General features: G+C 67.4%; 24 protein-coding genes and 2 tRNA genes. 15 read left to right on the forward strand and 11 right to left on the reverse strand.

The genetic code is table 11. From position 1 onward, the window contains the following. The first annotated feature begins 67 nt into the window (after nucleotides 1-67). The 5 genes from CSW60_RS19800 to rodA are packed head-to-tail and all read left to right on the forward strand — an operon-like array spanning nucleotide 68 to nucleotide 5,942. Nucleotides 68-1,111 carry a rod shape-determining protein gene (locus tag CSW60_RS19800; RefSeq protein WP_004623009.1) on the forward strand — a complete coding sequence of 348 codons (1,044 nt, stop codon included), beginning with the start codon at nucleotides 68-70 and terminating at the stop codon, nucleotides 1,109-1,111. A gap of 47 nt (nucleotides 1,112-1,158) precedes the next feature. Next, entirely contained in the window at nucleotides 1,159-2,241 is a 1,083-nt protein-coding gene (gene mreC, locus CSW60_RS19805; protein ID WP_099538875.1) for a rod shape-determining protein MreC, read from the forward strand. Then, on the forward strand, nucleotides 2,238-2,747 hold the full coding sequence (locus tag CSW60_RS19810) for a hypothetical protein (protein ID WP_099538876.1): 510 nt from the start codon (nucleotides 2,238-2,240) through the stop codon (nucleotides 2,745-2,747). Before mreC ends, CSW60_RS19810 begins: the two co-directional genes overlap by 4 nt. Nucleotides 2,748-2,751: 4 nt before the next feature. Next, nucleotides 2,752-4,788, forward strand: coding sequence for a penicillin-binding protein 2 (mrdA, locus tag CSW60_RS19815; protein WP_099538877.1), 2,037 nt, complete (start codon nucleotides 2,752-2,754; stop codon nucleotides 4,786-4,788). Further along, complete coding sequence (gene rodA / locus CSW60_RS19820) at nucleotides 4,785-5,942, forward strand: rod shape-determining protein RodA (protein WP_099538878.1); 1,158 nt, start codon at nucleotides 4,785-4,787, stop codon at nucleotides 5,940-5,942. The genes mrdA and rodA overlap by 4 nt, the downstream gene beginning before the upstream one ends. Before the next feature lie 3 nt (nucleotides 5,943-5,945). On the opposite strand, the gene pip is transcribed toward rodA, so the two are convergent. Then, on the reverse strand, nucleotides 5,946-6,935 hold the full coding sequence (gene pip, locus CSW60_RS19825) for a prolyl aminopeptidase (protein WP_099538879.1): 990 nt from the start codon (nucleotides 6,933-6,935) through the stop codon (nucleotides 5,946-5,948). Between the two features lie 89 nt (nucleotides 6,936-7,024). Here pip and CSW60_RS19830 point away from each other — a divergent pair, with 89 nt between their 5' ends. Beyond that, nucleotides 7,025-7,282: a low temperature requirement protein A gene (locus tag CSW60_RS19830; RefSeq protein WP_099538880.1), complete on the forward strand. Its 258-nt coding sequence runs from the start codon at nucleotides 7,025-7,027 to the stop codon at nucleotides 7,280-7,282. 465 nt (nucleotides 7,283-7,747) lie between these two features. On the opposite strand, the gene CSW60_RS19835 is transcribed toward CSW60_RS19830, so the two are convergent. The 4 genes from CSW60_RS19835 to CSW60_RS19840 form a co-directional block, all read right to left on the reverse strand. Continuing rightward, the gene (locus CSW60_RS19835) at nucleotides 7,748-7,954 is read right to left on the reverse strand and encodes a hypothetical protein (RefSeq protein WP_143324225.1); all 207 of its coding nucleotides are present in this window, start codon (nucleotides 7,952-7,954) and stop codon (nucleotides 7,748-7,750) included. Nucleotides 7,955-7,968: 14 nt separating this feature from the next. Further along, nucleotides 7,969-8,304: an RpiB/LacA/LacB family sugar-phosphate isomerase gene (locus tag CSW60_RS23280; protein WP_143324226.1), complete on the reverse strand. Its 336-nt coding sequence runs from the start codon at nucleotides 8,302-8,304 to the stop codon at nucleotides 7,969-7,971. Continuing rightward, nucleotides 8,273-8,524, reverse strand: a complete 252-nt coding sequence (locus CSW60_RS23285) for a hypothetical protein (RefSeq protein WP_143324227.1) — start codon at nucleotides 8,522-8,524, stop codon at nucleotides 8,273-8,275. The genes CSW60_RS23280 and CSW60_RS23285 overlap by 32 nt, the downstream gene beginning before the upstream one ends. 223 nt (nucleotides 8,525-8,747) lie before the next feature. Continuing rightward, nucleotides 8,748-9,725, reverse strand: coding sequence for an alpha/beta fold hydrolase (locus CSW60_RS19840; RefSeq protein WP_099538882.1), 978 nt, complete (start codon nucleotides 9,723-9,725; stop codon nucleotides 8,748-8,750). Nucleotides 9,726-9,857: 132 nt separating this feature from the next. Between CSW60_RS19840 and CSW60_RS19845 the strand changes: the two genes are divergently transcribed. Continuing rightward, on the forward strand, nucleotides 9,858-11,075 hold the full coding sequence (locus CSW60_RS19845) for a multidrug effflux MFS transporter (protein ID WP_099538883.1): 1,218 nt from the start codon (nucleotides 9,858-9,860) through the stop codon (nucleotides 11,073-11,075). Here CSW60_RS19845 and CSW60_RS19850 read toward each other — a convergent pair. Then, nucleotides 11,066-11,446, reverse strand: a complete 381-nt coding sequence (locus CSW60_RS19850) for a DUF423 domain-containing protein (RefSeq protein ID WP_099538884.1) — start codon at nucleotides 11,444-11,446, stop codon at nucleotides 11,066-11,068. The genes CSW60_RS19845 and CSW60_RS19850 overlap by 10 nt on opposite strands. A 108-nt stretch (nucleotides 11,447-11,554) precedes the next feature. Between CSW60_RS19850 and CSW60_RS19855 the strand changes: the two genes are divergently transcribed. Genes CSW60_RS19855 through CSW60_RS19865 form a run of 3 tightly spaced genes read left to right on the forward strand, consistent with a single transcriptional unit; the run spans nucleotide 11,555 to nucleotide 14,099 of the window. Continuing rightward, the gene (locus CSW60_RS19855; RefSeq protein ID WP_099538885.1) at nucleotides 11,555-12,661 is read left to right on the forward strand and encodes a hypothetical protein; all 1,107 of its coding nucleotides are present in this window, start codon (nucleotides 11,555-11,557) and stop codon (nucleotides 12,659-12,661) included. Continuing rightward, nucleotides 12,658-13,683, forward strand: coding sequence for a phosphotransferase family protein (locus CSW60_RS19860; protein ID WP_099538886.1), 1,026 nt, complete (start codon nucleotides 12,658-12,660; stop codon nucleotides 13,681-13,683). The genes CSW60_RS19855 and CSW60_RS19860 overlap by 4 nt, the downstream gene beginning before the upstream one ends. Then, entirely contained in the window at nucleotides 13,680-14,099 is a 420-nt protein-coding gene (locus tag CSW60_RS19865; RefSeq protein WP_099538887.1) for a hypothetical protein, read from the forward strand. Before CSW60_RS19860 ends, CSW60_RS19865 begins: the two co-directional genes overlap by 4 nt. Before the next feature lie 4 nt (nucleotides 14,100-14,103). Here CSW60_RS19865 and CSW60_RS19870 read toward each other — a convergent pair whose 3' ends face one another. Together CSW60_RS19870 and rlmB are read right to left on the reverse strand one after the other, a co-directional pair. After that, on the reverse strand, nucleotides 14,104-14,844 hold the full coding sequence (locus CSW60_RS19870; protein ID WP_099538888.1) for a TerC family protein: 741 nt from the start codon (nucleotides 14,842-14,844) through the stop codon (nucleotides 14,104-14,106). Nucleotides 14,845-15,262: 418 nt separating this feature from the next. Continuing rightward, entirely contained in the window at nucleotides 15,263-16,093 is an 831-nt protein-coding gene (rlmB, locus tag CSW60_RS19875) for a 23S rRNA (guanosine(2251)-2'-O)-methyltransferase RlmB (protein ID WP_099538889.1), read from the reverse strand. A 173-nt stretch (nucleotides 16,094-16,266) separates the two neighbouring features. On the opposite strand from rlmB, the gene CSW60_RS19880 reads away from it, so the two are divergent. The 3 genes from CSW60_RS19880 to tuf all read left to right on the forward strand — a co-directional run bounded on the left by CSW60_RS19880 (nucleotide 16,267) and on the right by tuf (nucleotide 17,748). Beyond that, nucleotides 16,267-16,352 (forward strand) — tRNA-Tyr (locus CSW60_RS19880). 78 nt (nucleotides 16,353-16,430) lie between these two features. Further along, nucleotides 16,431-16,504 (forward strand) — tRNA-Gly (locus CSW60_RS19885). Between the two features lie 53 nt (nucleotides 16,505-16,557). Then, a complete protein-coding gene (tuf, locus tag CSW60_RS19890; protein WP_066680301.1) occupies nucleotides 16,558-17,748 on the forward strand; it encodes an elongation factor Tu in 1,191 nt (396 codons plus the stop codon). Nucleotides 17,749-18,465: 717 nt separating this feature from the next. Here the strand turns inward: tuf and CSW60_RS19895 are convergent. The 3 genes from CSW60_RS19895 to CSW60_RS19905 all read right to left on the reverse strand — a co-directional run bounded on the left by CSW60_RS19895 (nucleotide 18,466) and on the right by CSW60_RS19905 (nucleotide 23,611). Next, the gene (locus CSW60_RS19895) at nucleotides 18,466-21,345 is read right to left on the reverse strand and encodes a TonB-dependent receptor domain-containing protein (RefSeq protein WP_099538890.1); all 2,880 of its coding nucleotides are present in this window, start codon (nucleotides 21,343-21,345) and stop codon (nucleotides 18,466-18,468) included. 341 nt (nucleotides 21,346-21,686) lie between these two features. Then, entirely contained in the window at nucleotides 21,687-21,992 is a 306-nt protein-coding gene (locus tag CSW60_RS19900; RefSeq protein ID WP_099538891.1) for a UBP-type zinc finger domain-containing protein, read from the reverse strand. Between the two features lie 11 nt (nucleotides 21,993-22,003). Next, nucleotides 22,004-23,611 (reverse strand): FAD-dependent oxidoreductase, encoded by a 1,608-nt coding sequence (locus CSW60_RS19905; protein WP_236634318.1) that lies wholly within the window; start codon nucleotides 23,609-23,611, stop codon nucleotides 22,004-22,006. A 155-nt stretch (nucleotides 23,612-23,766) separates the two neighbouring features. Here CSW60_RS19905 and fdhD point away from each other — a divergent pair, with 155 nt between their 5' ends. Further along, a complete protein-coding gene (fdhD, locus tag CSW60_RS19910) occupies nucleotides 23,767-24,582 on the forward strand; it encodes a formate dehydrogenase accessory sulfurtransferase FdhD (RefSeq protein WP_099538893.1) in 816 nt (271 codons plus the stop codon). Then, nucleotides 24,582-26,888: an FdhF/YdeP family oxidoreductase gene (locus tag CSW60_RS19915; RefSeq protein WP_099538894.1), complete on the forward strand. Its 2,307-nt coding sequence runs from the start codon at nucleotides 24,582-24,584 to the stop codon at nucleotides 26,886-26,888. The genes fdhD and CSW60_RS19915 overlap by 1 nt, the downstream gene beginning before the upstream one ends. Nucleotides 26,889-26,955: the final 67 nt, after the last annotated feature.

Consider the following 26,955-nt stretch of genomic DNA (forward strand, 5'->3'; position numbering starts at 1 on the left):
CTGCCTCTGCTACTACCTCGATCTGACAGTCGCCAACGCCCCTCCTACCCCTCAGTCAGGGCTTTCAATGTTCTCTTCCCTCTTCGGCGTGATCTCGAACGACATCGCCATCGACCTCGGAACGGCCAACACCCTCATCTATATGAAGGGCAAGGGGATCGTTCTGAACGAGCCGTCGGTGGTGGCGCTGCGCAATGTCGGCGGCCGCAAGATCGTCCACGCCGTGGGCATCGAGGCCAAGCAGATGCTGGGCCGCACCCCGGGCCACATGGAAGCCATTCGCCCGATGCGCGACGGCGTGATCGCCGACTTCGAAGTCGCCGAAGAGATGATCAAGTACTTCATCCGCAAGGTTCACAACCGCAAGGGCTTCGTGAACCCGAAGGTGATCGTGTGCGTGCCGTCGGGCGCCACCGCCGTGGAACGCCGCGCCATCAACGACAGCTGCCTGAACGCCTCGGCGCGTCGCGTCGGCCTGATCGACGAGCCGATGGCGGCCGCCATCGGCGCGGGTCTGCCGATCCACGAGCCGACCGGCTCGATGGTCGTCGACATCGGCGGCGGCACCACCGAGGTGGCCGTGCTGTCGCTGTCGGGCATCGTCTATTCGCGCTCGGTCCGCGTCGGCGGCGACAAGATGGACGAGGCGATCATCAGCTACATGCGTCGCCACCATAACCTGCTGATCGGCGAGACGACCGCCGAGCGCATCAAGAAGGAAATCGGCACCGCCCGCGCGCCGGCCGACGGCGAGGGGCTGTCGATCGACGTCAAGGGCCGCGACCTGATGCAGGGCGTGCCGCGCGAAGTCCGCATCAGTGAAAAGCAGGCCGCCGACGCCCTGGCCGAACCGGTCGGGCAGATCGTCGAGGCCGTGAAGGTCGCCCTGGAAGCCACCCCGCCGGAACTGGCCTCGGACATCGCCGACAAGGGCATCATGCTGACGGGCGGCGGCGCGCTGCTGCGCGGCCTGGACGCCGAGATCCGCGACCACACCGGCCTGCCGGTCACGGTCGCCGACGACCCCCTGTCGTGCGTGGCCCTGGGCTGCGGCAAGGTGCTGGAGCATCCGAAGTGGATGAAGGGCGTCCTGGAATCCACCCTGGCCTAGTCTTACAGCTCCTCTAGAGGCGCCGGGGGGCGCCAGGAGAACAGTACGTGCCCTTTCGCGAAGGTCCCCTCGGCGACCTGAAAGTGCCGCTTACCTGGACGGCCGCCGTGGCCCTGGTGGTGGCGGCCGTCATCGCCGTGGCCTTCCTGCTGGCCGACCGTCGCGAGACCCTCCAGGAACAGGCCTACGGCGTCACCCGCCAGACGATGGACACCGTGGCCAAGCCGGTCAGCGGGGCCATCGCCGCGCCGGGACGCTGGACGGGTCTGGGCGTCGACTATGTCCGCAGCTACTTCTTCACGGCGTCGGAGAACCGTCGCCTGAAGGCTGAAATGGCCGAGATGCGACAATGGCGCGACCGCGCCCTGGCGCTGCAGGACCAGAACGATCGCTTCCGCTCGCTGTTGGGCCTGCGCACCGATCCGCCGATCCCGATGACGGCCGCGCGCGTGGTCAGCGACAGCCGCGGGCCTTTCGCCAACACGCGCCTGGCCGACGCCGGTTCGGAGCGCGGCGTCGAGGTCGGCAATCCGGTGCTGAACGAGCGGGGCCTGGTCGGTCGCGTCGTCGGCGTCGCCAAGGGCGCCAGCCGCGTGCTGCTGCTGACCGACATCGCCTCTCGCACGCCGGTGATGATCGACCGCACCAACGCCCGCGCCATCCTCACCGGCGACGGCGGCCCCAATCCCAAGCTCGACTATCTGCGTGGGGTGGATCCGATCCAGCAGGGCGACCGAGTGGTGACCTCGGGCGACGGCGGCGTCGTGCCGCGCGGCCTGCCGGTCGGCGCGGCCGTGAAGGGGCTAGACGGCCGCTGGCGCGTGGTGCTGTTCGCAGACCAGGCGTCGATCGACTATGTCCGCATCCTGCTGTTCAAGGACTTCGCCCAACTGGCCGACCAGAAACAGCTGGAGACCCACAGCCTGCCGCCGGTGACGACCGAGGATCCGCAAGCCTCCATCCTGTCGGTCCCGACGCCGCCGCCCCAGGCGCCACCGGCGACGCCGCCCGCGACGACGGCTCCGAAGCCGCCCGCGACCGCGCCGTCCGCGAAGCCCGCCCCGGCTCAGGCCGCTCCAGCAAAGCCCGCGGCGGCCAAGCCGGCCGCGCCCACGGAACCGCCGCGATGAGCGGCGCGCGCCCTCTGAATCCGACGATCTGGCTCGGCGCGCCGATGGTCGCCTGCGTCGGCGCGACCTACCTGTTCGCCGCGCCTCTCCGGGTTTGGGGCCTGCAGCTGCCCGAGCCCGTGTTCGCCATGGTCCCGGCTTTCGCGTGGGCGCTGATCCGGCCCTCGATCCTGGCGCCGTTCGCGATCCTGCTGCTGGGCCTGTTCCTGGACGTCTTCTGGGGCGGGCCGACGGGCCTGTGGGGCCTGTCGCTGCTGCTGGGCTATGCGGTCGTGCTGCTGTTTCGAAACATGATGACCGGCCAAAGCCAGCCGATCCTGTGGGGCTGGTTCGCGGCCATCACCGCCATCACCATGGCGGGCGGCTATCTTTTCACCATGCTCGACAGCCTGGCCATGCCCAGCCTGATGGCCGTGTTCTGGCAATTCCTGGCCACGACGGTGCTGTTCCCGTTCGCCTATCGCCTGATCGACCGCTTCGAGGACGCCGACGTGCGGTTCCGGTGAGGTCATGAGCGAGCCCTCAATCTTCTTCTCCGAGGTCAACGAGCGCCAGGGCGTCTTCCACCGACGCGCCTTCCTGCTGGGCGGTCTGACCGGCGCGGGCCTGCTGGCCTTGGGCGGCCGGCTGGCGCAGCTGCAGCTGGTCGAGGCCCAGCGCTACCAGAAGCTTTCGGCCGGCAACCAGTTCAACTACCGTCTGGTGCCGCCGCCGCGCGGCCTGATCCTGGACCGCAACGGCGTCTCGCTGGCGTCCAACCGGCCGAACTTCCGGCTGATGATCAACAAGGACAAGGACCTCGACGCCGAGGGGGTCCTGGACGACCTGGCCAAGCTGGTGCCGATCGACGGCTCGCGCCGCGCGCGGGTGCTGAAGGAGCTGGACCGCGCGCCGAAGCGCGCGCCCGTGGTGGTCATGGAAGACCTGTCGTGGGAGGAGTTCTCCCGCGTCAACATCCGCGCGCCCGAACTGCCCAACGTCACCGCCGACATGGGCGAGGTGCGGGTCTATCCGTTCGGCGGCGCCTTCGCCCACGTGATCGGCTATGTCGCCAAGGTCTCGGACCGCGACCTGAAGGCCGCCGAGGGCGACGCGACCCAGGACCAGGAGCTCCTGCACCACCCAGGCTTCCGGATCGGCAAGCAGGGCGTCGAGAAGGCCTTTGACAAGCAGCTGCGCGGCCGCGCCGGCGCCACCAAGACCGAGGTGGACGCCCAAGGCCGCGTCGTGCGCCTGGACCCGGCGGGCGACATCCCCCCGACGCCGGGCAAGGAGATCCGCCTCACGCTCGACGCCGACATCCAGAACCGCGCGCTGGAGGTGATGGGCGACGAGAGCGGCGCGATCGTCGTGATGGATGTCCGCAACGGCGACCTCTTGGCGATGGTCTCCGCCCCCAGCTTCGACGCCAACCGCTTCGTCAAGGGCCTGTCCGGCGCCGAATACAAGGCCTTGGCCGAGTACGAGCGCAAGCCGTTGCTGGACAAGTCGATGACCGGCCTGTTCCCCCCAGGCTCGACCTTCAAGCCGACGGTGGGGCTGGCCGCGCTGACAGCGGGGATCGACCCGGAACTCCGAATCAACTGCCCGGGCAGCTGGTACTATGGCGGCCGGGTCTGGCGCTGCTGGGAAAAGGGCGGCCACGGTCCCCAGAACATGCACGACGCCATCAAGAACTCGTGCGACGTCTACTTCTATCAGACCGCCCTCAAGATCGGTCCCGACGCGATCGCCAACGCCGCGCGGGCCATGGGCTTTGGGCAGCTCTACGACATCGGCATTCCCGGCCAGAAGAAGGGCAATGTGCCCGACCGGGAGTGGAAGAAGCGGGCCTTCAAGAAGAATCCGGCCAACCAGATCTGGTTTCCGGGCGAAACGCCCAGCTACGGGATCGGACAGGGGGCCCTGACGGTCAACGCCCTGCAGCTGGCGGTGATGACCTCGCGCCTGGCCAACGCGAAGAAGGCGCTGGTGCCGCGCCTGATCAAGTCGGTGGGCGGCGTGGAGCAGCCCAGCGGGGCGGAGGTCCCGGACCTGCCGTTCTCGGCCGAGCATCTGGCCTATGTGCGCGGCGGCATGGCGGCCGTGGCCAACGACGTGCGCGGCACCGCCTACAAGCAGAGCCAGCTGGGCCTGGGCGACGTGCAGATGGCCGGCAAGACCGGCACGGCCCAGGTGCGCAGCTACGATGGCGTCGCCAACCGCAAGGGGACGGGCACCATCTGGCGGCTCAAGGACCACAACCTGTTCGTGGCCTTCGCGCCCTATGACGATCCGCGCTACGCCGTGGCGGTCATCGTCGAGCACGGCGGCATGGGCGGCGCCACGGCCGGCGCCCCGCGCGCCCGCGAGGTGATGCGCGTGGCGCTGCTGAAGGATCCCGAGATCCGGGCCCGCATCGAACGGCCCATGCCGTTGCCCGAGGCCGCGCCCGAAGACGTCATGGAAGGCGCCGCGCCCGACGATCCCGTCGAGACCCCGCCGCCCGCGCCGGGCGCGCCCGCTGCGCCGACACCGTCCACCCCTCCGCAGGGAGCGCCCCGATGACCCTCAGCGGCGGCCTGACCCGGCCCGGCGAACGCGACCGGCCGATCATCAAGTTCATGGAGGTCGACTGGACCTTCTGCCTGGCGCTGGCCCTGATCGCCGGCGTCGGCGCCCTGATGCTATTCTCGATCGCCGGGGCTTCGTGGGAGCCCTGGGCCGACAAGCACCTGCTGCGCTTCGGCGTCTATTTCATCATCATGATCATCCTGGCCATGTGCGACCTGCGCTGGTGGTTCGCGGCGGCCTATCCGATCTACGCCGTGGGCCTGGTCCTGCTGGTGGCCGTGGACCTGGTCGGCGACATCTCGCTGGGCGCCCAGCGCTGGCTGCAACTGGGGCCGGTGCGTTTCCAGCCGTCCGAGGTGATGAAGATCGGTCTCGTCCTGGCGCTGGCCCGCTATTACCACGGCCTGTCGGCCGACAGCGCCCGACTGTCCTGGCGCTTGCTGATCCCGGCCGCGATGATCGTCGTGCCGTTCCTGCTGGTCGCAAAGCAGCCCGACCTTGGCACCGGCATCCTGATCGTCGCCACCGGCGGCGCCATCATGGTGCTGGCGGGTCTGGACTGGCGCGTGATCGCCGCCGGCGCGGCCGCGGCCGCCGTGGCGATCCCCCCCTTCATCATGTTCGGGCTGCACGACTACCAGCGCAACCGCATCCTGACCTTCCTGAACCCCGAGCAGGATCCGTCGGGCGACGGCTACCACATCCTGCAGTCCAAGATCGCCCTGGGGTCCGGCGGCCTGCTGGGCAAGGGTTTCGGTCTTGGGTCGCAAAGCCAGCTGAACTTCCTGCCCGAGAAGCAGACCGACTTCATCTTCGCCACCCTGGCCGAGGAGTTCGGCTTCGTCGGCTGTTTCGGCGTGCTGTTCCTGTATGGCGCGGTGATCTTCATGGCGCTGCGGATCGCCTCGATCAGCCATAGCCACTTCGGACGCCTGGCGGCGGCGGGGGTGACGGCGACCTTCTCGCTGTACGTGCTGATCAATGGCGCGATGGTCATGGGCCTGGCGCCGGTCGTGGGCGTGCCGATGCCGATGCTGTCGTACGGCGGCACCGTCATGCTGACGGTCATGGTCGGCTTTGGCCTCGTCCAGGCCGTCCGCGTCCACCGCTACACCGAAGTGACCAGCGGCAAGGGCTCGCTGGTCTAGGGCCTAGCTGATCAACGCCGCGTCAGTCGCTCGGACCAGGCCGTCGATCACGCCCGGCTCGGTCGAGGCGTGGCCGGCGTCCCAGACGATGTCGAAGCGCGCCTCGGGCCAGGCCTTGCGCAGCTTCCAGGCGCTCTCCAGCGGCGTGACCACGTCGAAGCGGCCCTGGACGATCCAGCCCGGGATGTGGCGGATCCTGTCGATGTTCTTCAGGATCCAGCCGTCTTCGTCGAAGAAGCCCTTGTTCGTGAAGAAGTGGCATTCGATCCGCGCAAAGGCGATCGCGAAGTCCTCTTCGTTGAACTTGGGCGGGCGCGCCTCGGGGCCGCGCAGCGAGATCGTATCGCCCTCCCACTGGCTCCAGGCCGCGGCGGCCTGCGCCTGGACGCGACGATCGGTCGAGGTGAGGCGGCGATGATAGGCGGCCATCAGGTCGCCGCGCTCCTCGACCGGGATCGGAGCCAGGAACCGCTCCCAGGCGTCCGGAAACAGCATCGAGGCGCCGTCCTGATAGAACCAGTGCAACTCCCTCTCCGTCAGCAGGAAGATGCCGCGCAGGACCAGACCATCGACCCGATCGGGATGGGTGATGGCGTAGGCCAGCGCCAGGGTCGAACCCCACGAGCCGCCGAACACGGTCCATTTCTCGACGCCCAGGTGCTCGCGCAGGCGCTCGATGTCGGCGATCAGGCTCCAGGTCGTATTGTCGTCGAGGCTGGCGTTCGGGCGCGAGCGGCCGCAGCCGCGTTGGTCGAACAGCGCCATGCGCCATTTGGACGGATCAAAGAACCGCCGCATCGTCGGATTGACCGCGCCGCCTGGGCCGCCATGCAGGATCACGCAGGGCTTGCCGCGCGGATTGCCGCACTCTTCGTAGTAGATTTCGTGCGCGCCGCCGGTCGGCATCCAACCGAACGAGAACGGCTCGACCTCGCGGAACAGGCCGCGACGGCCCACAGAGCTCATGGCGGCGGCGGAAGCATGACGATCCATGCGCTAACCCTAACTTGGTTTTCGCCCAGCTGTGAACGGAGGATCGAGTGGGGGTCGCGACGTTTCGTCGAGTTCTGTATTCTGCGCGCATGATTCAGCCGGCGCCTGAAGACTACACCGACGAAGAACTGCTCGAGATGCTTAATCCTCGGCAGCTGGCGGAGCTTGACCGTCAGATCGGCCAGATGTTCGGCGCCGAGGGCGTGGATCGGGTCGAAGCCTTGTTCGCCATGGCCAATGTCTATTCGATCCGGGCGGCGGAACGCGATGAGGTGAGCGCCCTGGCCATGCTGCAGCTGGCGGCCGCCATGCGCCGTCGGGCCGAGATGCTGCTGAACGCCAGCTAGGGCGGGGACGCACGGTTCATCCCCTAAGCGCCGTCATTTCCGCCGAAGGGCAGGCGCCTATCGAGAAGGACGTTGGCTCGCGACGGCGTTTTGAACGTCTGAAAACGGCGTCGATGCCGAAGAGTGCTTGCGACCCTGAGCAGAACTTGATGACGGTCCGCTAACCGGGCCTAGGTCGCTACGGCCACCAACCGGATGCGTACTGTTGTTCCGCCAGAAGATCCATCGTGAAGCTGCGCTTACGGGCCAGGTCTGAAACACATCGGCGGCTATTTCGAGAAGGAGGACGTCGCCACCTTCGTCTTGCTCAAAACGTGGCTCAAGCTCAAAAACTCCGAAATCATCAAGCGTGCAATCGACGAGCTCTACACCAAAGAACAGGCGTGACGACAATTTGGGAGTTAGGGGGCAAGTCGAAATCCAATGCAGCTGCACGCCTCACAGCGCAGCCACATCAGACATGTCTCACGGCCGCTTCCCCACCTTGATGACGCCAGCGACAACCGCAATGTTGAAGAACAGCACCAAGTGGACAGGCCAAATATTCACAAGATCAACAACCTCAAGACTACGCTTCATTGCTACGGAAATGCCGTAGAAAATCACGTAGCCGATGAGAATGAATGCGATATTGGCCCATGCCAGCGGGTATTTTCTGAAGATAAGCGGCATCTTAGCCACCCCACCTAAGCTGAGCCTGATCCGCAGAGACGATCTTTATCTGCTTGCGCCTGAGCAACGACCGCATCCCAGCGGTCACGATCAATATACAATACAATCCCGACCGACAGTGCGCCAATCGCAACTGCCGCAGAGCCCGCCATACCAAGTTCGGCCATGATTGCGGCGCGGACTTCCTTCACCTTGTTCCAGATTGCAGCCATTGAGGCTCCGATACCCAGCAAGGCCCCTAGGCCAATCGTTTTCTCTGCGATCTTCTGAGCAATATCGGCGTGGTCGTTGTCGAAAACATTCTTCAGCGTGTTGAATTCAGTTTGTTTTTGCTTTGCCTGACCAAGCAAGAAGCGCGCTTCGTTGCAATTTTTGACGGTCGGGTTTGAACGAGATATCGACGAAGGGTTCGCCCGGGTCAGATGGATGCCGCTCGATGTGCCAACCCTGCATCGGGTTGTTGGATCCGCCGCCGCCAGCTCCGAATCCGGTACTGATCGCTGCCGTAATAGTGAGCGAGTCCACTTCGACCGAGTCACCGCCGCCGCCGGGCGCGCTGAAATAAGGCATGCACATCCCCTAGTTGAGGGTGCGCAACCTTAGAATTAAAAAAATGCCAACCACAATTATAAAGAAAGCTCTACAATACGTGCGGGGTAACGTCAGCCCCCCCTGGACGAACGATCGCCATGTCCACTCTCGGAACCCGCGAGCGGCTTGTCTGTGACGGTCCTCGCCATTTTGGGGCGGGAATGACGGAGAATTGGATTGGCTCTCGGGGCGCCAAACCGCCTCACCCTCCCAGCGGAAACTTCCGGTCCAGCCAGTCCAGCAGGGCGGCGTCGACCTCGGCGGGCTTCTCCTGCTGCGTCCAGTGACCGCTGCCTTTGATCAGCACCTTTTCGAGATCGCCGATCTGGTCGCCCATGCGGTCGGCCATGGACGGCGGCAGCACCACGTCGTGCTCGGCCATCAGCATCAGGCAGGGGACGCCGTCGATCCTGTTGGGCAGGCCCTCGGCCATGCGCCAGTTGCGGCTGAAGTTGCGGTACCAGTTGATGCCGCCGGTGAAGCCGGTGCGCTTGAAGGCCTCGACGAAGACGCCAAGCTCTTCGGGCGACAGGAACTGGTGAGCGTCGGTCGCCGGGTCGTAGTGAGCCAAGGCGTCCTGCAGGGCCAGGCTGCGCTGTTCGGCCGGACGCGAGGCGAAGTCCTCCTGCGTGCCCTTGGGCAGGCGCATGAAGAAGCGCAGGGTCTTCTCGACGTCCGCGCCCAGCTGGGCGTCGGCCACGCCCGGTTTCTGGAAGTGGACGATGTACATGTCCTCGCCGAAGGCGTTGCGGAACATCTCGATCGGGTCGAGCGGCAGGCGCGGCACGAAAGGCGTGTTCAAACCGACGACGCCCGCGACGCGGTCGGGGTGCAGCAGCGGCATGGCCCAGACGACGATGCCGCCCCAGTCGTGGCCGACGAAGATGGCCTTGTCCGCGCCCAGGTGATCGAGCAGACCGACGAGGTCGCCCGTCAGGTGCTCCATGTCGTAGGCCTCGACCGCCTCGGGACCGGGCGTGAGGCCGTAGCCCCGCTGGTCGGGCGCGATCACCCAGCGTCCCGCCGCGGCCAGGGCCGCGATCTGGTGGCGCCAGGAGAACGCCAGCTCCGGAAAACCGTGGCAGAAGACGATGGGGACGCCGCCGCGCGGTCCGGCTTCGTAATAGGCCATGCGGACGCCATTGACGTCGGCGAACTGGGGCGCGGGCAGGGGTGTCATGAGCGGGCGTCTCCCTCGGCGTTCTTATATGATTGGCGTTCACCTTGAAGCGCCGACCAGAAGCGCGCAAGCCATGCGCGAGAATTCGCCATTGAGTATTTCATCGTGCGCGAACACGCGTAAAAAGCGTCGATGACCGAAGCGCCTCCGCCGCCCCCCGCCGTTCCCTGGCGACTTGTCCTGCTGCTGGGCGCTCTGACGGCCTTCGCGCCGATGTCGATCGACATGTACCTGTCCAGTCTGCCGTCGATTGGGCGCACGCTGCACGCGGGGGCGGACCAGACACAGGCTACGCTGGCCGCCTTCTTCGCGGGCATGGCGATCGGCCAATTCGTCTATGGACCGGCCTCGGACCGCCTGGGCCGCCGGCCGCCTTTGCTGATCGGGATTGGCGTCTTCCTCGCGGCGTCGGTGGTCTGCGCCCTGGCGCCGAACATCGAGACCCTGATCGCCGCCCGGTTCGTCCAGGCCTTGGGCGGATGCGCCGGCGCGGTGGTTGCCCGGGCGGTGGTCCGCGACCGCTTCAGCCAGACCGATACGGCCCGGGTGCTGTCGTTGATGATGCTGATCATGGGTTTGGCGCCGGTGTTGGCGCCGCAGCTTGGCGGCCTGGTCCAACTGGTCGCTGGCTGGCGCGGCGTGTTCTGGACCCTGGTTGTCTTCGCCGTGGTGATCGGCGCCTGGGTGATGTTCGGCCTGCCGGAGTCGCGCTCGGCGGAGACCGCCGCCCAGGCCCGCGCCGAGCACCCGCTTCGCGCCTATGTCGCGCTGTTCGGCATGAAGCGGCTGGTGGGTTACGCCCTGGCCGGGGCGCTGAACGGGGCGGTGCTGTTCACTTACATCTCGACCGCGCCGGATCTGGTGATGGGGACCTACGGCCATACGCCGATGACCTTCAACCTGATCTTCGCGCTGAACGCCGTCGGCATCATCGGCGCCAGCCAGGTCAATCGCTGGCTGCTGCGGCGATCGACGCCCGACCAGGTGCTGCGCAAGGCCAGCGCCGCTTCGATCGTCGCCGCCTTGTTGCTGACGCTGGCCGCCTGGACCGGTTGGGGCGGCCAGTGGACCGTGCTGCCGCTGCTGTTCGCGGCCTTGTCGGTCTATGGCCTGATGGGCGGGAACACCATGGCCGGCGCGCTGAGCGTCGATCCGCGCCGCGCCGGCTCGATCTCGGCCCTGATGGGCTCGGCCTCGTTTGGGGCTGGCGCCCTGGCCTCCTGGGCCGGCGGCGTCCTGCACGACGGCACGGCCAAGCCCGTGGCGGCGGTGATGTTCGCCTGCCTGGTCGGCTCGTCGCTGGCGATCTTCTTCGTGGCCCTGCCGGGCGGAGCGAAGGTTCAGGCCTGATCCCGCAAGGTGAAGGCCCGCCAGGCCAGCAGCGCCCAGCCGATCATGAACGACACGCCGCCGATCGGCGTGATCGCCCCCAGTACGCGCGGCGCGCCCAGCGCCATGGCGTAGAGCGAGCCGGCGAAGATCAGGCTGCCGACAAGGAAGAGCGCGGCCGCCGCGCCCATCCCCTTGGCGCCGGCGCGATGCAGGCCGAAGGCCGCGAACACCGCCAGGGCGTGGGCCATCTGATACTGCGAGCCGATGCGCAGCCACTCGGCCGCCTTGGGATCATGGACGCCATGCGCGCCAAAGGCCCCGAAACCCACCGCCAGCAGTCCGCTGACCGCCGCCAGACCCGTCCAGGTTCTAGGTGTCCACCCGCTCATCGCCTTGACGCTCCGGAAACGTTGCAATCGTGCGGCGCGACCTTAACGTTGTTCATCTGGACGTAAAGCGGCGTCGCCAGAACGCCGCGCGATCTAGGGGAGGACGGCATGGCGCTCACCTGGGGCGACGATTATCCGATCCATCAGACGCCCGAGCCCGTGGCCTACGCCGGCACGGATCGGAACTTCTATGATCGCTATTTCTTCAACGGCTACGCGGCGTCAGGTGACGGGGACGACCTGTTCTTCGCCGCGGCCTTCGGGGTCTATCCGCACCTCAACATCGCCGACGCGGCCTTCTGCGTGATGAAGGACGGCAAGCAGGTCAATCTGCACGCCAGCCGCTGGCTTGAGATGGAGCGGATGGACCTGACCGTCGGGCCGATCGCCATCAGCGTGATCGAACCGCTGAAGCGTCTGAAGCTGACGGTGAGCGCGCCCGAGCAGGGGATCGCCGCCGAGATCGTCTTCGAGGGCCGCGCCTTTCCGATCGAGGAGCCGCGCTTCGTTCGCCGCAACGGCCCGCGCGCCTTCATGGACTACACCCGCCTGACCCAGAACGGCCGCTATTCCGGCTGGATCGAGGTCGATGGCGTGCGCTCAAGTGTCGACGGCTTCGTCGGCACGCGGGACCGCTCCTGGGGCGTGCGGCCGGTGGGCGCGCGCGATCCTCAGGATCTGGCCCCGCCGGTTCTCCCGCAGTTCTTCTGGCTGTGGGCGCCGTGCAATTTCGAGGACGGCGGGCTCTTCTTCCACACCAACGACGACGAGCTGGGTCGGGCCTGGAACCGCCGGGCTTTGTGGCTGGAGGACGGCGGCCGCGAGCTGGAGTTCGGCGGTTTCGCGCAGGCCTCCTACGCCATCCAGTGGAAGAGCGGCACGCGCCACGCCCGCGCCGCCACGCTGGATTTCGGCGCCGACGGGACGACGACGGTCGAGCCAAAGCGCGAGTTCTTCATGCTGGGCCTCGGCTACACCCACCCCACCTGGGGGCACGGGCTGAACCAGGGCAAGCTGAAGGTCGAGCGCGAGGACTTTGTCGCCGCCGACCTCGACCGCGCCGTTCCCCAGCACCTGCACGTCCAGGCCCTCAGCGACGTGACCTATGTCGACGGCGCGGGGCGGACACGAAAGGGGCGGGGGGTCTTCGAGCAGCTGGCGATCGGCCCGCACGCGCCGTCCGGCTTCGCCTCGATCCTGGACATGGCCCCATGAGCCTCGCCGAACGCCTGGAGGCGTATCTGTCGCGCGTGTGGGGCGAGGCCGTCACGGTCGTCGACCTCTCGCGCATCCCCGGCGGAGCCAGCCGCGAGACCTATCGGTTCAGCGCCCGGACGGCGAAGGGCGAACGGCCGCTGATCCTGCGCCGCGACCCGCCCGGCAGCCTGATCGAGACCGACCGCAATCAGGAATATCTGGCCTTCGAGAGCTTCCACGACCGGCTTCCCGTGCCGCGTCCCGTTGCGATGGAGGCCGAGGGCGCGGAGCTGGAGCGGCCGTTCTTCATCATGGAGCGGGTCGAGGGCGGGGCCGCCGCCTCGCCGTTCACCGTCGCGCCCTACGGCGAGCATGCGCGGACCATCGGCGAACAGTTCTTCTCGATCCTGGGGACGATCGCCGCCGCCGATCCCGCCGCGCTCCCCCTGGCGAAGGCCGCCGACGCGCCCGCGCCGGACGCTTGCTGGAAGATCGCGCTGGACCATTGGGCGGGCGTGATCGAGGCCGACCAGCAGCATCCGCAGCCGATCGTCTGGGCGGCGATCCGCGCCCTGCGCCGTCGCCCGCCGCCGCCGGCCCAGGCGATCCGCGTCGTGCATGGCGACTATCGGACCGGCAACTTCCTGCACGACGGCGCGGGGAAGATCCTGGCGATCCTGGACTGGGAGATGGTCCACCTGGGCGATCCGCTGGAGGACCTGGGCTGGGCGCTCGATCCGCTGTGGGGCCACTACGAGGCCGACAAGGTCGCCGGCATGCTGCCGCGCGAGGAGGCCCTGGCGATCTGGAAGAGGGCCAGCGGCCTCGAGGTCGACGAGGCGGCCCTGGCCTGGTGGAGCCTGTTCAACGCCGTGAAGGGCCAGGCGATTTGGACCTCGGCGGCCAAGGAATACCGCGACGGCGGCTTCAAGGATCCGGTGCTGGCGATCTCGGGCTGGTACACCGCCCGCCGCCACGACGAGATCCTGGCCGAGGCCTTGCTGAAATGGGAGGGCCAAGCCTTGGAGAGACCGCGATGACGCCCAGCCTGCCCGACATCCTGGTCGGCAACTTCATGTGCATGATCGACCCGCCGCCGCCCGAGCAGCAGGGCGAGTTCATGGCCGGCAAGGTCGCGGTGGTGGCGCTGTTGTCGCTGCTGGCCGCCCAGGAGGGCGAACGCGGCGTCGCCGCGCGGGTGACCGAAAACGCCGCGATCCGCGCGCTGCTGGACGAGGCGTCCGGCGACTATGAGGTCGAGGCCGCCGCCGGAACCGACGAGCTGTCGCTGGCGGCGCTGGACGCGGCGAACGCGCGTCTGCGCTCGGCCCTGATCCGCCTGCATGAGGCGGTGGAGGCCAGGGGCGACACCGCGCGGCATCGCGCGATCCTGCGGTTCTACGCCCGGATGGCCGACCTTCGCCGGCTGGACATGCCGCCGCTGCCGGGACGCTGAACCGCTACTTGTGCCGGTTGTGCTTGGCCATCTCCTCTGGACTGATGTCCAGAGGAGCGGGGGCGGCGGCGTTGTAGGCGCCGGTCTCGTTGAGGTCCATCACCACGCTGCGGTGGCCTTCCCAGATCATGTGCAGGGCGACGTAGAACACGATGGCGAGGCCGACGAAGCCGATCCAGCGGTGCTTGTGCAGCAGGTTGGCGATGGCGCTGGCGGCCAGGCCCATCAGGATGATCGACAGCAGCAGGCCGAAGACCAGGATGGCCGGATGCTCGCGGGCCGCGCCGGCCACGGCCAGCACGTTATCCAGCGACATCGAGACGTCGGCGATCAGAACCTGGACGAAGGCTTGTTTGAAAGACTTCGCGGGACGGGCGCGCGGCTCGGTGCTGGGATCGGAGTCGACCATGGCCACGGCGTCGGCCTGGTCGTGCGAGGCCTGCTCGCGCAGTTCGCGCCACATCTTCCAGCAGACCCACAGCAGCAGGAAACCGCCGGCCAGGAGCAGGCCGATGACGCCCAGCAGCCAGGTGGTGATCAGGGCGAAGCTGATCCGCAGCACGACCGCCGCGCCCAAGCCGTAGAGAATGACCTTCTTGCGATCCTTGACCGGCAGGCCGCCGGCCGCCAAGCCCACGGCCACGGCGTTGTCGCCGGCCAGGACGAGATCGATCATCAGGACTTGCAGGAAAGCTGTCAGCGGTCCCTGAAAGCCATCCAAGTGGGCCATCAACGTGTCGAACATGCGCCCTCAATGGGATGACGCGCGGGTCGATGCAAGACGCAAAAGGCCGCGCCGGACCTAAACGCGCCTTGTCGCGGATCGGCGGCGCCGTGCAAACCATCGCACGAGCGCGACCAGCGCGAGCAGGCTCGGCAAAAGCAGGATCAGGCCGAGGTCGTGGCGCTTCGCGGGCTTGGGCGGCGGCCTCTCCCGCGCCGGGAGACCGGACCGTGGCGGCTTCGTCAGGGGCTCGCCGACCGTCGTCGGCTGGTCGGGCGTGACAGGCGGGGGAGGCGGGGTCACCGTTTGCGTCGCGACGGGTCGCGCCCGCGCTAGTCGGGACTGGGTTTCGGCCGTGGAAGCCTGGGCGAGGCCGCCCTGAGCCCCGACCACGGCCGCCGCCAGAACGACGAGGAGCCTCCGCACGGGCGCGAAACGCCTAGACCGCCGCCTTGCCGCGCGGCTTGGACGCTTCATAGAGCGCGATCGCCGCGGCCGCCGAGACGTTGAGGCTTTCGAAGCCGCCCGGCATCGGGATCTTGCCCAGCACGTCGCAGTGCTCGGCGACCAGTCGGCGCACGCCTTCGCCTTCCGAGCCGAGGACCAGCACCGTGGGGCCGCCGTCCAACACCTCGTCCAGGGTCTGTTCGGCCTCGCCGGCCAGGGCCACGCCGCGCCAGCCGAGCTCGGCCAGCTCCTCGAGCGCGCGGGAGAGATTGACCACGCGCGCGTAGGGCACCTTGTCCACGGCGCCGACGGCGGTCTTGGCCAGCACGCCGGTCAGGGCGGGGGCGTGGCGGTCCTGCAGGATGACGCCCTTGGCGCCGAACGCGGCGGCCGAGCGGAAGATCGCGCCGATATTCTGCGGGTCGGTGATCTGGTCCAGCATGACCAGGAAGCCTTCGCCCGAAGCCGCCAGTTCAGAGATCGACAGCGACTCGGGCTCGTCGATCTTCAGCGCCAGGCCCTGGTGCACGGCGCCCTGGGGCAGGTGCTTGGCGATCTCCTGGCCTTCCATCACCTGCAGGCAGGACAGTTTCTGCAGGTCGGGGGCGAGTCGCTTGGCCCGATCCGGGGTCGCCAGAAGGCGCTTGGGGGCGGGGCGATGAGGGTTCGAAAGCGCCGCCTCGACGGCGTGAGTCCCCCAAATCCAGTCCTTGGCGTCGCCTTGGCCTCTGGAAAAGTCGTTTTGTTTCCGGGGCTTGGAACGAAAATCGCGTCCTTGTGCAGAAGGGCGTTTCCGGTCGTTGCGTTCGGAATGAGAGGACACTATAAGACGCGCTCCGATTTGGGGCCCCGAGGGCTTCTCGGCCAGCCGGCGCTGCTCTTAGCATCGTCCGTCACCGGTCCAAGAAGCTTTTGTTTCGCATCGGCGTTTGACGGCTTGCCGTCGCTCGTCGAAGCGGATAAAGGCCGCCGGCTTCGGAACTCCATCGCGTGCTTGGGGGAATGTCCCGAGTGGCAAAGGGGGGGGACTGTAAATCCCCTGGCGTAAGCCTTCGTAGGTTCGAGTCCTACTTCCCCCACCATGCGCGCGATGAGTTCTGAAGGCAGGTGAGGGCGTCCCAGAGCCAGAGACCGGGAGCCGACGCGACCCCGCAAGCTTGGCGGGTATAGCACAATGGTAGTGCAGCAGCCTTCCAAGCTGAGGATGCGGGTTCGATTCCCGCTACCCGCTCCAGCTCCCCGAGAGTTATTCCCAACAACCCAGCCGCCGGCGCGAAGGTAGAGACGATGGCCAAGGAAAAGTTCGAACGTACTAAGCCGCACTGCAACATCGGCACCATCGGTCACGTTGACCATGGCAAGACGACCCTGACGGCCGCGATCACGATCGTGCTGGCGAAGACGGGCGGCGCGACCGCCAAGAACTACGCCGACATCGACGCCGCGCCGGAAGAAAAGGCCCGCGGCATCACGATCAACACCGCGCACGTCGAGTATGAGACGCAAAACCGTCACTACGCTCACGTCGACTGCCCCGGCCACGCCGACTACGTGAAGAACATGATCACCGGCGCCGCCCAGATGGACGGCGCGATCCTGGTGGTGTCGGCCGCCGACGGCCCGATGCCGCAGACCCGCGAGCACATCCTGCTGGCCCGTCAGGTCGGCGTGCCGGCCCTGGTCGTGTTCATGAACAAGGTCGACATGGTCGACGACGAAGAGCTGCTCGAGCTCGTCGAAATGGAAGTTCGCGAACTGCTGTCGAGCTACCAGTTCCCGGGCGATGACATTCCGATCGTCAAGGGCTCGGCCCTGGCCGCCGTCGAAGGCCGCGACGCCGCCATCGGCGAAGACCGCATCCTCGAGCTGATGACGCAAGTCGACGCCTACATCCCGCAGCCGGAACGCCCGGTCGACCTGCCGTTCCTGATGCCGGTCGAAGACGTGTTCTCGATCTCGGGCCGCGGCACCGTGGTCACCGGTCGCGTCGAGCGCGGCATCGTGAAGGTCGGTGAAGAAGTCGAAATCGTCGGCATCCGTCCGGTCCAAAAGACCACCTGCACGGGCGTCGAAATGTTCCGCAAGCTGCTGGACCAAGGTCAAGCGGGCGACAACGTGGGCGTGCTGCTGCGCGGCACCAAGCGTGAAGACGTCGAGCGCGGCCAAGTGCTGTGCAAGCCGGGCTCGATCACGCCGCACACCAAGTTCGTGGCCGAAGCCTACATCCTGACCAAGGAAGAAGGCGGCCGTCACACCCCGTTCTTCACCAACTACCGTCCGCAGTTCTACTTCCGCACGACGGACGTGACGGGCATCATCAAGCTGCGCGAAGGCGTGGAAATGATCATGCCGGGCGACAACGCCGAGCTGGACGTCGAGCTGATCACCCCGATCGCCATGGAAGAAAAGCTGCGCTTCGCCATCCGCGAAGGCGGCCGCACCGTCGGCGCCGGCGTCGTCTCGAAGATCGTCGAGTAATCGAACGGTCTTAGCGACAGCTAGACAATGCGAAGGCCCCGGAGAGCAATCTCCGGGGCCTTTTGCTATGGGGCATGCGGAATCCCTCTCTTTGGAGAGAGGGATTTCGCGTGGACGCCCATCCACTCACGAGCGTCCAGCGCATCCCGCCCCAACAATCTCAACGCCTTACGCCCCTAACCCACGAGCGCCGCCAAAATCGACGCATCGCTCCCAAAACCGCCCGCATACTTCTTCTCGCCCCGTCGCGGGGGAGGGCGTTCAGCTGGCGACCGAACGAGCGGCGGGGGTGATCGAGCGGGAAGCGCTGGTCGTGGCCTTTGGGCCGCCTTCGCGACGGATTCGGACGGGCTCCCTGAAACATCGGGACGAAAGCCGGATCCCGAAGGAGACAGGCGCGGCAGGCGCGGGCTGAAATCGCCCGCGTGGTCCGGAGGGAACGCATCTTCCTCTGCCCGCCCAGGGCCTCTTTCGAAAGCGGGTTAAAACCCCGCGCGTCGAAGGCTCTGGAGCACAGGTCACGCGGAGCGCTCTGGCCTCGGCCGAAACGGTACTCCATCAAACACTCATCCGGGCCCTGCCCGGACGCTCCGCCGCCTCCCCAAGCCCGCCGGATCCACCGGCGGAAGGGCGCCTTTTCGCGCCCGCCTCCAGGCCAAAGAAAAGGCGGGCCCCGCGAGGAGCCCGCCCGTCGAGTTGGGGTGGAAGTCGTAAGCCCTAGAACTTGGCCTTCACCGCCACGAAGAAGCGGCGGCCCAGCACGTCGTAGGTCGACGGGTCGGTGTTGGCCTGGACGTAGGACGAGAAGTAGGGCGGCTGCTTGTTGGTCAGGTTGGTGACGCCGCCGCGGATCGAGTAGGTGTCGTTGACCTTCCACGAGGCGTTCAGGTCGTAGTAGTTGACCGCCCCGATCTTCTCGCTGGCGTCGGCCGCGTCGACCATGTTCCCGATGTAGCGCCAGCGCGCGCCGATCTCGACCGGACCGATCAGGTAGCTGACCGAGGTGTTGTACTTCCACTCCGGATGGGAGACGGCGGTCGAGCTGATCTGGGTGTTGCCGATCGTGCCCTTCAGCTCGATGAAGTCCTCGCCCGGCAGGCTCTGGACCTTGAAGCTGTCGAGATAGGTGCCGATGACGTTGACCTTGATCGCGCCGTAGCGGTCGTCGAGGCCGACGGCGCCCAGGCCAAAGCCCCAGTCGACCTGGAAGTCGACGCCCGTGGTCTTGTACTCGGCCAGGTTCAGGTTGGTCAGGGTCAGGGTGTCGATCTCGCCCGTCTCGCTGTTCCGCTTGAACAGGCTGCAATAATAGTTGCTGGTCGAGCCGGTCGGGTTGCCCTCGGCCGAGTAGCACTTGTCGAGCGCCGTGGCGGCGTCGATCGTGCCGATCGCGTTCTTGATGTCGATCGAATAGTAGTCGACCGACAGCGACAGGCGCTCCAGCAGCGGATGGTCGATGCGCGGGGTCCAGACGGCGCCGACGCTGTAGGTATTGGCCGTCTCTTGGCGCAGGTCGGGATTGCCGCCGCTCAGCGCGTTCACCTGGGTGTTGGCGTAGGTGTAGCTGTCGATGATCGCCGACGGCACGCCCTGGGCCAGGCAGAGAGCGCGGACCGTCGAGGCGTTGGAGCCGGCGCGGTAGGTGCTGTTGTAGGCGCAGGGGTCCTCGGTGATCGAGGGGTAGCCCTGGTTCTGGGGCGAGTAGAGCTCGCCGATCGACGGGGCCCGCACGGCGCGTTGATAGCCGCCGCGGATGCGGAAGCCTTCCACGACCTCCCAGTCGCCGTCCAGCTTGTAGGCGTTGACGTCGCCGACGGTGTTGTAGTCCGACAGGCGGTAGCCGACGTTCAGGTCGAGGGCCTTGATGAACGGCAGGTCCTTCAGGACCGGGACCAGCAATTCGCCGTACAGTTCCTTGACGTTGGTCGAGGCGTCGATGGCGTCCTGGGCGTTGAAGCCGACGACGTCGCCGGTCGACAGCAGGCTGTCGGGCTCGAACAGGTAGGTGTCGCGCTTATAGCTGGCGCCGATGGCGGCGCGGACCTCGCCGGCGGGCAGGTCGAACAGGCCGCCTTGCAGGTTGGCCTCGACCACCTGCTGCTCGGCGACCGTGCGGTTCTTGGTTTGGCGCGAGATGTACGAGCGGCAGGCCGCCGACAGGGCGTTCAGGCCGAACGGGTCATAGCCGCCTTCGCAGAGGCTGGCGCCGCCGTCCGAGGCGTTGAGCAGGGTCTGGACCGCCGAGTGGCTGATGTTGCCCGACTGGGTCTCGTTCTGCTCCGAGCGGCCGTACGAGGCGAAGACGTCGTACGTCCAGTCCTTGAACCCGATGTCGCCGCGCACGCCGCCGGCGATCTGGAACACGTTGAAGGTGGTGTCCGAGACGCGCGGGCCGACGTCCGTGAAGCGCTTGCGCAGCAGGAAGCTGGCGTTCGGGTTGGCGCGGCTGGCGAGCAGGGTGGCCAGATCCGCCGGGATGAACGGGTTGGTCACCGGCACGCTGAAGCCGGTCGAGCTGGCGGCGGGCGCCGGGGCCAGGACCGTCGTGGAATCATAGTGCGTGAAGTTGAACGAGCCGTAGAACTGGGCGTGCTCGTTGATCTGATAGTCGGTCGCCGCATAGGCGTTGTAGCGCTTCAGCGGCAGCTGCAGCAGGTTCAAGGCGCCGGTGTTGTAGGTGCCGTTGACCGGGATCGTCGAATAGTCGATCGCGGTCGAGCCCTTGTAGTTCACGCCGTTGTAGAACAGCGTGCCGTCGTCGTTGAAGCCGAGATTGGCGCTGGCCTTCACCGTGCCGGCGGCGATGCCGTACTTGGCGAACACCGCGTTGATGGCGGCCTGGCTGGGCAGGTTGGTGCCCGTGGCGTCATAGCGGCCGTACGGCGTGGTCGAGGACGCGCCCGAGATCTTCGAGAAGTCGCGAGCGGCGTTGTAGACTTGGCCGCGTTCCGAATAGCTGAGCGAGAAGACGGCGTGGCCGCGATCCTCGGCGTACTTGCCGCCGGCGGTCAGGGCCAGGGACTTCTCGCGGCCGTCACCCTCCTCGGTGACGCCATATTGAGCGTCCAGTTGCAGGCCGGTGAAGTTGTTGTTGAGCTTGAAGTTGACGACGCCGGCCAGGGCGTCGGAGCCGTAGGTCGCCGAGGCGCCGCCCGAGATCACTTCGATGTTCTGGATCAGCGCGGCCGGGATGATGTTGACGTCGACCGTGCCGTCCGAGTTCGAGGGCACAACGCGGTGGCCGTCCATCAGGATCATGGTGCGGGCCGTGCCCAGGCCGCGCAGGTCGATGTTGGCCTGGCCGCCGTTCGACGGGTTGTTCGACGTGCTGCTGACCGACGGCACGAACTGCGGCATCTGGTTCAGGATCGTGTCGACGGTGACCGAGCCCAGCTTCTCGATATCGGCTTTGCCGACCGTGACGATCGGGCTGTCGGAGGAGTAGTCGCGGCGCGCGATGCGCGACCCCGTGACGACGATCTCCTCGACGGCCGTGGCGCTGGCGCCCGTGTCGGTCTGGGCGTGGGCGACCACGGGGGCGGCGTTCAATAGAAGCACGAGGGCGGATGCGCCCCCAAGATACTGGATCTTGAGCATAGGACTGTCCCCTAACGCGCCGTCTTTGCGGAAGACGGCCAAAAATCAGCGAAAAGGTGTTCGCGATGCGCAGAGGGCTAGGAGGCGTCTGTGTCCCGATTGTGGGGGTTTGTTAGTCGCTGACTGGCCGCCGATGTAGAGACGGCGACGCGTTGATAGCGAAGGCAATAAATGACGAGCTTAGTGTCTCCGGCGACGCGAAGAGATATGCCGCGCCGCGAAGGTGAGGAATTTTTTCAGCAGGATTTCAATTGTAACGGCGAGATTTGTGCTTTTGAGGTCACGGGCGTCATTCAAATGTCATCACGCCGCCGCGACGCCGTGCGGATTTCGAAGGCGCGCTAGCCCTCGACGAACCGGGGAATGGGCCCGACCTGCGGGGTCTGATCAGGCAGCTCCACGAACTCTTCGTCGATGAAGCACCAGCCCCAGCCCTCGGGCGGGTCATAGCCCTCGATGATCGGATGGCGGGTCGCGCGGAAGTGGGCGCTGGCGTGCTTGCTGGGGCTGTCGTCGCAGCAGCCGACATGGCCGCAGGTCCGGCAGAGGCGCAAGTGCACCCACCAGCCGCCGGTCTTCAGGCATTCCTCGCAGCCCTTGGCGCTGGGCGTGACCAGGCGGATCGCGTCGCCGTGCATGCAGGTCATCGGCGCGCTCCCTACGCGTTGGCCAGATAGGCGTGGATCGCCGCGACGGCCTGGGCGCCTTCGCCGACGGCGGCGGCCACGCGCTTGACCGAGCCGGCCCGGACGTCGCCGATCGCGAACACGCCCTTGCGGCTGGTCTGCAGCAGGGGGTGGCCGGGCGCGAGGTCGGTTCCGGTCCGCACGAAGCCGTGGTTGTCCAGCTCGACCTGGCATTGCGATAGCCAGCCGGTGTTGGGCGCGGCGCCGATGAACAGGAAAAGGTGGCTGATGGCGCGGGCGGTCTCCGCGCCGCCGGGACCGCGCCAGCGGATGCTGGACAGCTGGCCGCCTTCGCCCTCCAGGGCGACGACTTCACTGCGGACGACAACCTCGATGTTGGGCGTGCTCTCGATGCGGTCGATCAGGTACCGCGACATGGTCGCCGCCAGGCTTTCGCCGCGCACGATCATCCAGACCTTCTTGACCTGGCTGGAGAGGTAGACGGCCGCCTGTCCCGCCGAATTGCCGGCGCCGACCAGGGCGACTTCCTGCCCCGCGCACAGCTTGGCCTCGAGCGGCGAGGCCCAATAGTGGACGCTGGCGCCCTCGAACTGGTCGAGGTTTTCGACATCCAGACGGCGATAACGGGCGCCGCTGGCGATCACCACCGTCCGGGCCTGGGCCTTCTCGCCGCTGACCAGGGCCAGGCGATAGCGGTGCAGGCCGTCGTCCTCGCAGGCCAGGGAGGCGACCTCGTCGGGGATGGCCAGTTCGGCGCCGAACTTCTGGGCCTGGCCATGGGCGCGGCCCATCAGGGCCATGCCGGAAATCCCGGTCGGGAAGCCCAGATAGTTCTCGATCCTCGCCGAGGCCCCGGCCTGGCCGCCGAAGGCGCGAGTATCCAGCACCAGCACCGACAGGCCCTCGGACGCCGCGTAGACGGCGGTGGCCAGGCCCGCGGGCCCGGCGCCGACCACGGCGACGTCATAGACCTTGCTCTCGTCGATCGGCCCGACCAGGCCGATGCAGCGGCCCAGCTGGTGGTTGGTCGGCTGGCGCAGGATCGAGCCGTTCGGACACAGGACGATCGGCAGCTCGCTCTCGTCGACCTCGAAGCGCTGGATCAGCACCTTGGCGCAGTCCATCTGGTCCGGGTCGAGGTTCTGATAGGGGTGGCCGTTGCGGGCCAGGAAGCCGGCCAGGCGGATGACCTCGGCGTCGGCGGCGCGGCCGATGATGATGGGCCCGCCGGCGCCGGTCTCGATCAGGCTGACCCGGCGCAGGATCAGGGCGCGCATGATCCGCTCGCCCAGTTCGGCCTCGGCCACGAGCACGGCGCGCAGGCGGTCGGGCGGGATCAGCAACGCCTCGACCTCGGTCAGGGCGGTGACGTCGACCAACGAGGGGCGGCCGGACAGCTGGTTGATCTCGCCGACGAACTGGCCGGGATCGTGCTCGACGATCGGCTGGCTCTCGCGATTGGCGTCGCGGCGGGTGATGGCCACGCGCCCCTCCAGCACGACGAACAGGCCGGGCGAGGCGACGCCCGCCGTGGCCAGGGCCTCGCCGGCCTTGGCCTGGACGACTTGGCCGAAGCGGCGCAGGCGGTCGATCTCCTCCGGCTCCAGCCGGGGAAACATCTGAGCGCGACGGGTTTCTAAGGTGGTGCTGGCCATTACCGGAGATTGCGCCAGGAATGACGTTTGGTCATCGGCGGATCGATGACGGTTTTGAACAATCGTGTCGTAACGTCATCGGCTGTACCGCCCGGCGCCCACGGAGTAGGCTTCCAGGCATGTCGCGTTCCGCCATTGCTCCCCGCCCCGCCGTCCAATGGCGCGCCGATCAGGCCGCGCGACCGTTCGAGCGGATCACGCCGCGGGAGACGGCGGTGGGCCTGTCGTTCGACGGTCGTCCGCACACGGTGCTGATGGCGACGCCGGAGAACCTGGGTGAGCTGGCGCTGGGCTTCGTGGTCACCGAAGGCGTCGCCAAGGCGGGCGACGTGACGGCGGTCTCCATCAAGGAAGAAGAGCAGGGCGTCCTGGTCGACGTCGCCTTCGCGCCCGGCGTCCTGGCCCGCAAGGCCCGGCCGCGCAATCTCGAGGGGCGGTCCAGCTGTGGTCTTTGCGGCGTCCAGCGCCTGGCCGACGCGGTCCGGCCGCTGCCGGCGGTGGAGGAGGGCGTCTGCATCCGGCACGAGGCGATCCCCATCGCGCTGGCGGCGCTGGAGGAACAGCAAGCCCTGGGCCGCCTGACCCGGGCGACCCACGCGGCCGCCTTCTTCACGCCGGAGGCTGAGCTTGTCCTGGTCCGTGAGGACGTCGGCCGTCATAACGCGCTCGACAAGTTGGCCGGCGCCATGGCGCGAGACGGGATCGACGCCGCATCGGGCTTCGTCGTCGTCACCAGTCGCTGCTCGTTCGAGATGGTCGAAAAGACCGCCCGGATGGGCTGCCCCATCCTGGTCGCGGTGTCGGCGCCGACCGACCTGGCGGTCGCCAAGGCGGATGAGGCCGGGATCACCTTGGTCGCCCTCGCGCGTTCCGACGGTCACGCGGTATTCGCCGGCGGGAAGCGACTGATCGAAGCCCAAGCGGAGCTGGTCTGATGGCGAACGAAAAGGCGCCGGGTGTTCGCCCTTATCGCCATCCGGCCGGCGGCTGGGATGCACTGAAGGCGGTCGCCGGCGCGCTGATCGATCAGGAGACCGTTGTCGAGGGCGGCAAGACCTTGTTGCGGGCCAACCAGCCGGAGGGCTTCGATTGCCCCGGCTGCGCCTGGCCCGATCCCAAGCACACCTCATCGTTCGAGTTCTGCGAGAACGGCGCCAAGGCCGTGGCCTGGGAGGCGACGTCCAAGCGGGCGACGCCAGAGGTCTTCGCCCAGCACACGGTCAGCGAGCTTCTCACCTGGAGCGACCATGAGATCGAGGACCTGGGCCGGCTGACCGAGCCCATGGCCTATGATCCCGCCGATGACCGCTACAAGGCCATCACCTGGGACGAGGCCTTCGCGCGGACCGGGGCGGCGCTGAAGGCGCTAGACGATCCGAACCAGGCGCAGTTCTACGCCTCGGGTCGCGCGTCGAACGAGGCGGCGTTCCTGTACCAACTGCTGGGGCGCCGGTTCGGGACCAACAATTTTCCCGACTGCTCGAACATGTGTCATGAGCCGACCAGCGTCGGCCTGCCGGACTCGATCGGCCTGGGCAAGGGTTCGGTCACGCTGGAAGACTTTGACCACGCCGACCTGATCCTGTGCTTCGGGCACAATCCCGGCACCAATCATCCGCGGATGATGGCGACCTTGCGCGAGGCCAGCCGGCGCGGCGCGACGATCCTGGCCTTCAATCCGTTGCGGGAACGGGCGCTGGAGCGGTTCGCCTCGCCGCAGGATCCGGTCGAGATGACGACCCTGACCTCGACCCCGATCGCCTCGGCCTATTACCAGCTGACCATCGGCGGCGACGCCTTGCTGGTTCAGGGCATGATGAAGGCGGTGCTGGCGCTGGACGCGCGGGACGGCGGGGGGCTGGACCGCGACTTCATCGCCGAGCACACCACCGGCTTCGAGGCGCTGGTCGCGCATCTGGAGGCGCTGGATTGGGCGACCATCGAGGCCGGCTGCGGCCTGCCGCGCGGGCGGATCGAGGACGCGGCCGCGACCTACGCCCGCTCCAAGGCGACGATCCTTTGCTACGGCATGGGCCTCACCCAGCACCGCGACAGTTCCCAGACCGTCCAGCAACTGGTCAATCTGCTGCTGCTGAAGGGCAATATCGGCCGGCCGGGCGCGGGGATCTGTCCGCTGCGAGGCCATTCGAATGTCCAGGGCAACCGCACGGTCGGCATCTGGGAGAAGCCTTCGGAGGCGCTGTCAGACTCGATCCGCGACGTCTTCGGCTTCGAGCCGCCCCGCGTCCACGGCCACACCGTGATCGAGGCAATCGCGGCGATGGAGCGAGGCGAGGCCAAGGTCTTCGTCGGCCTGGGCGGCAACTTCGCCGTCGCCGCGCCGGATCCGGTGCGGACCTTCGCGGCCATGCGCAGGCTGGACATGGCGGTCCACATCGCCACCAAGCCCAACCGCACGCACCTGCTGGTCGGCAAGGCTGCGCTGCTGCTGCCGTGCCTGGGGCGGACCGAACTCGACGTGCGGGCCGGCGTTCGCCAGTCGGTGACGGTCGAGGACTCGATGTCGATGGTCCACGCCTCGCGGGGCCTGAACCCGCCGGCGTCCGAGCATCTGCTGTCCGAGCCGGCCATCGTCGCGGGGATCGCGGCGGCGACCTTCGGCCAGGATCCGCTGATCGACTGGCTGGGCCTCGCCGACGACTACGACGCCATCCGCGACCTGATCGCCCGGGTCTTCCCGGTCGCCTTTGACGGTTACAACGAGAAGGTCCGCGTTCCGGGCGGCTTCCGCCTGCCGGTCGGACCCTCGGATCGGGTGTGGAAGACGGCGACGGGCAAGGCCAACTTCCTGGTCTTCGATCCGAAGGGCGGCGACCCGCGCCGGGGCGACCCGGACGTGCTGATCCTGACCACCCTGCGCAGCCATGATCAGTACAACACGACCATCTACGGCCAGAACGACCGCTATCGCGGCGTGTTCGGTCGGCGCGACGTCGTCTTCGCCAATCCCGACGACATGGCGCGGTTGGGTCTGGCGGAAGGCGATCTGATCGATGTCGGCGCGGCCTTCGACGAGAGCGGCGAGCGCGTGGTCCGCGCCTTCACGGTCGTCGCGCGGGATATCCCGCCGGGTTGCCTGGCCGCCTATTACCCAGAGACCAATGTGGTCATCGCGCTGGACGACTACGATCAGCGCTCGGGCACGCCGGCCTACAAGTCCGCGCCCGTCAGGCTCCGCAAGCATCAGGCCGAATGGCGTTCGATGACTTCCAAGTCATGACCGCGAATTAAGTCGTGGTCCGGACGAAGCATCGATAGCTTGCCCGCATCGAGATACACGCATCCGA

Origin of the sequence: Caulobacter sp. X (assembly GCF_002742635.1) — a bacterium.
Classification (GTDB): domain Bacteria; phylum Pseudomonadota; class Alphaproteobacteria; order Caulobacterales; family Caulobacteraceae; genus Caulobacter.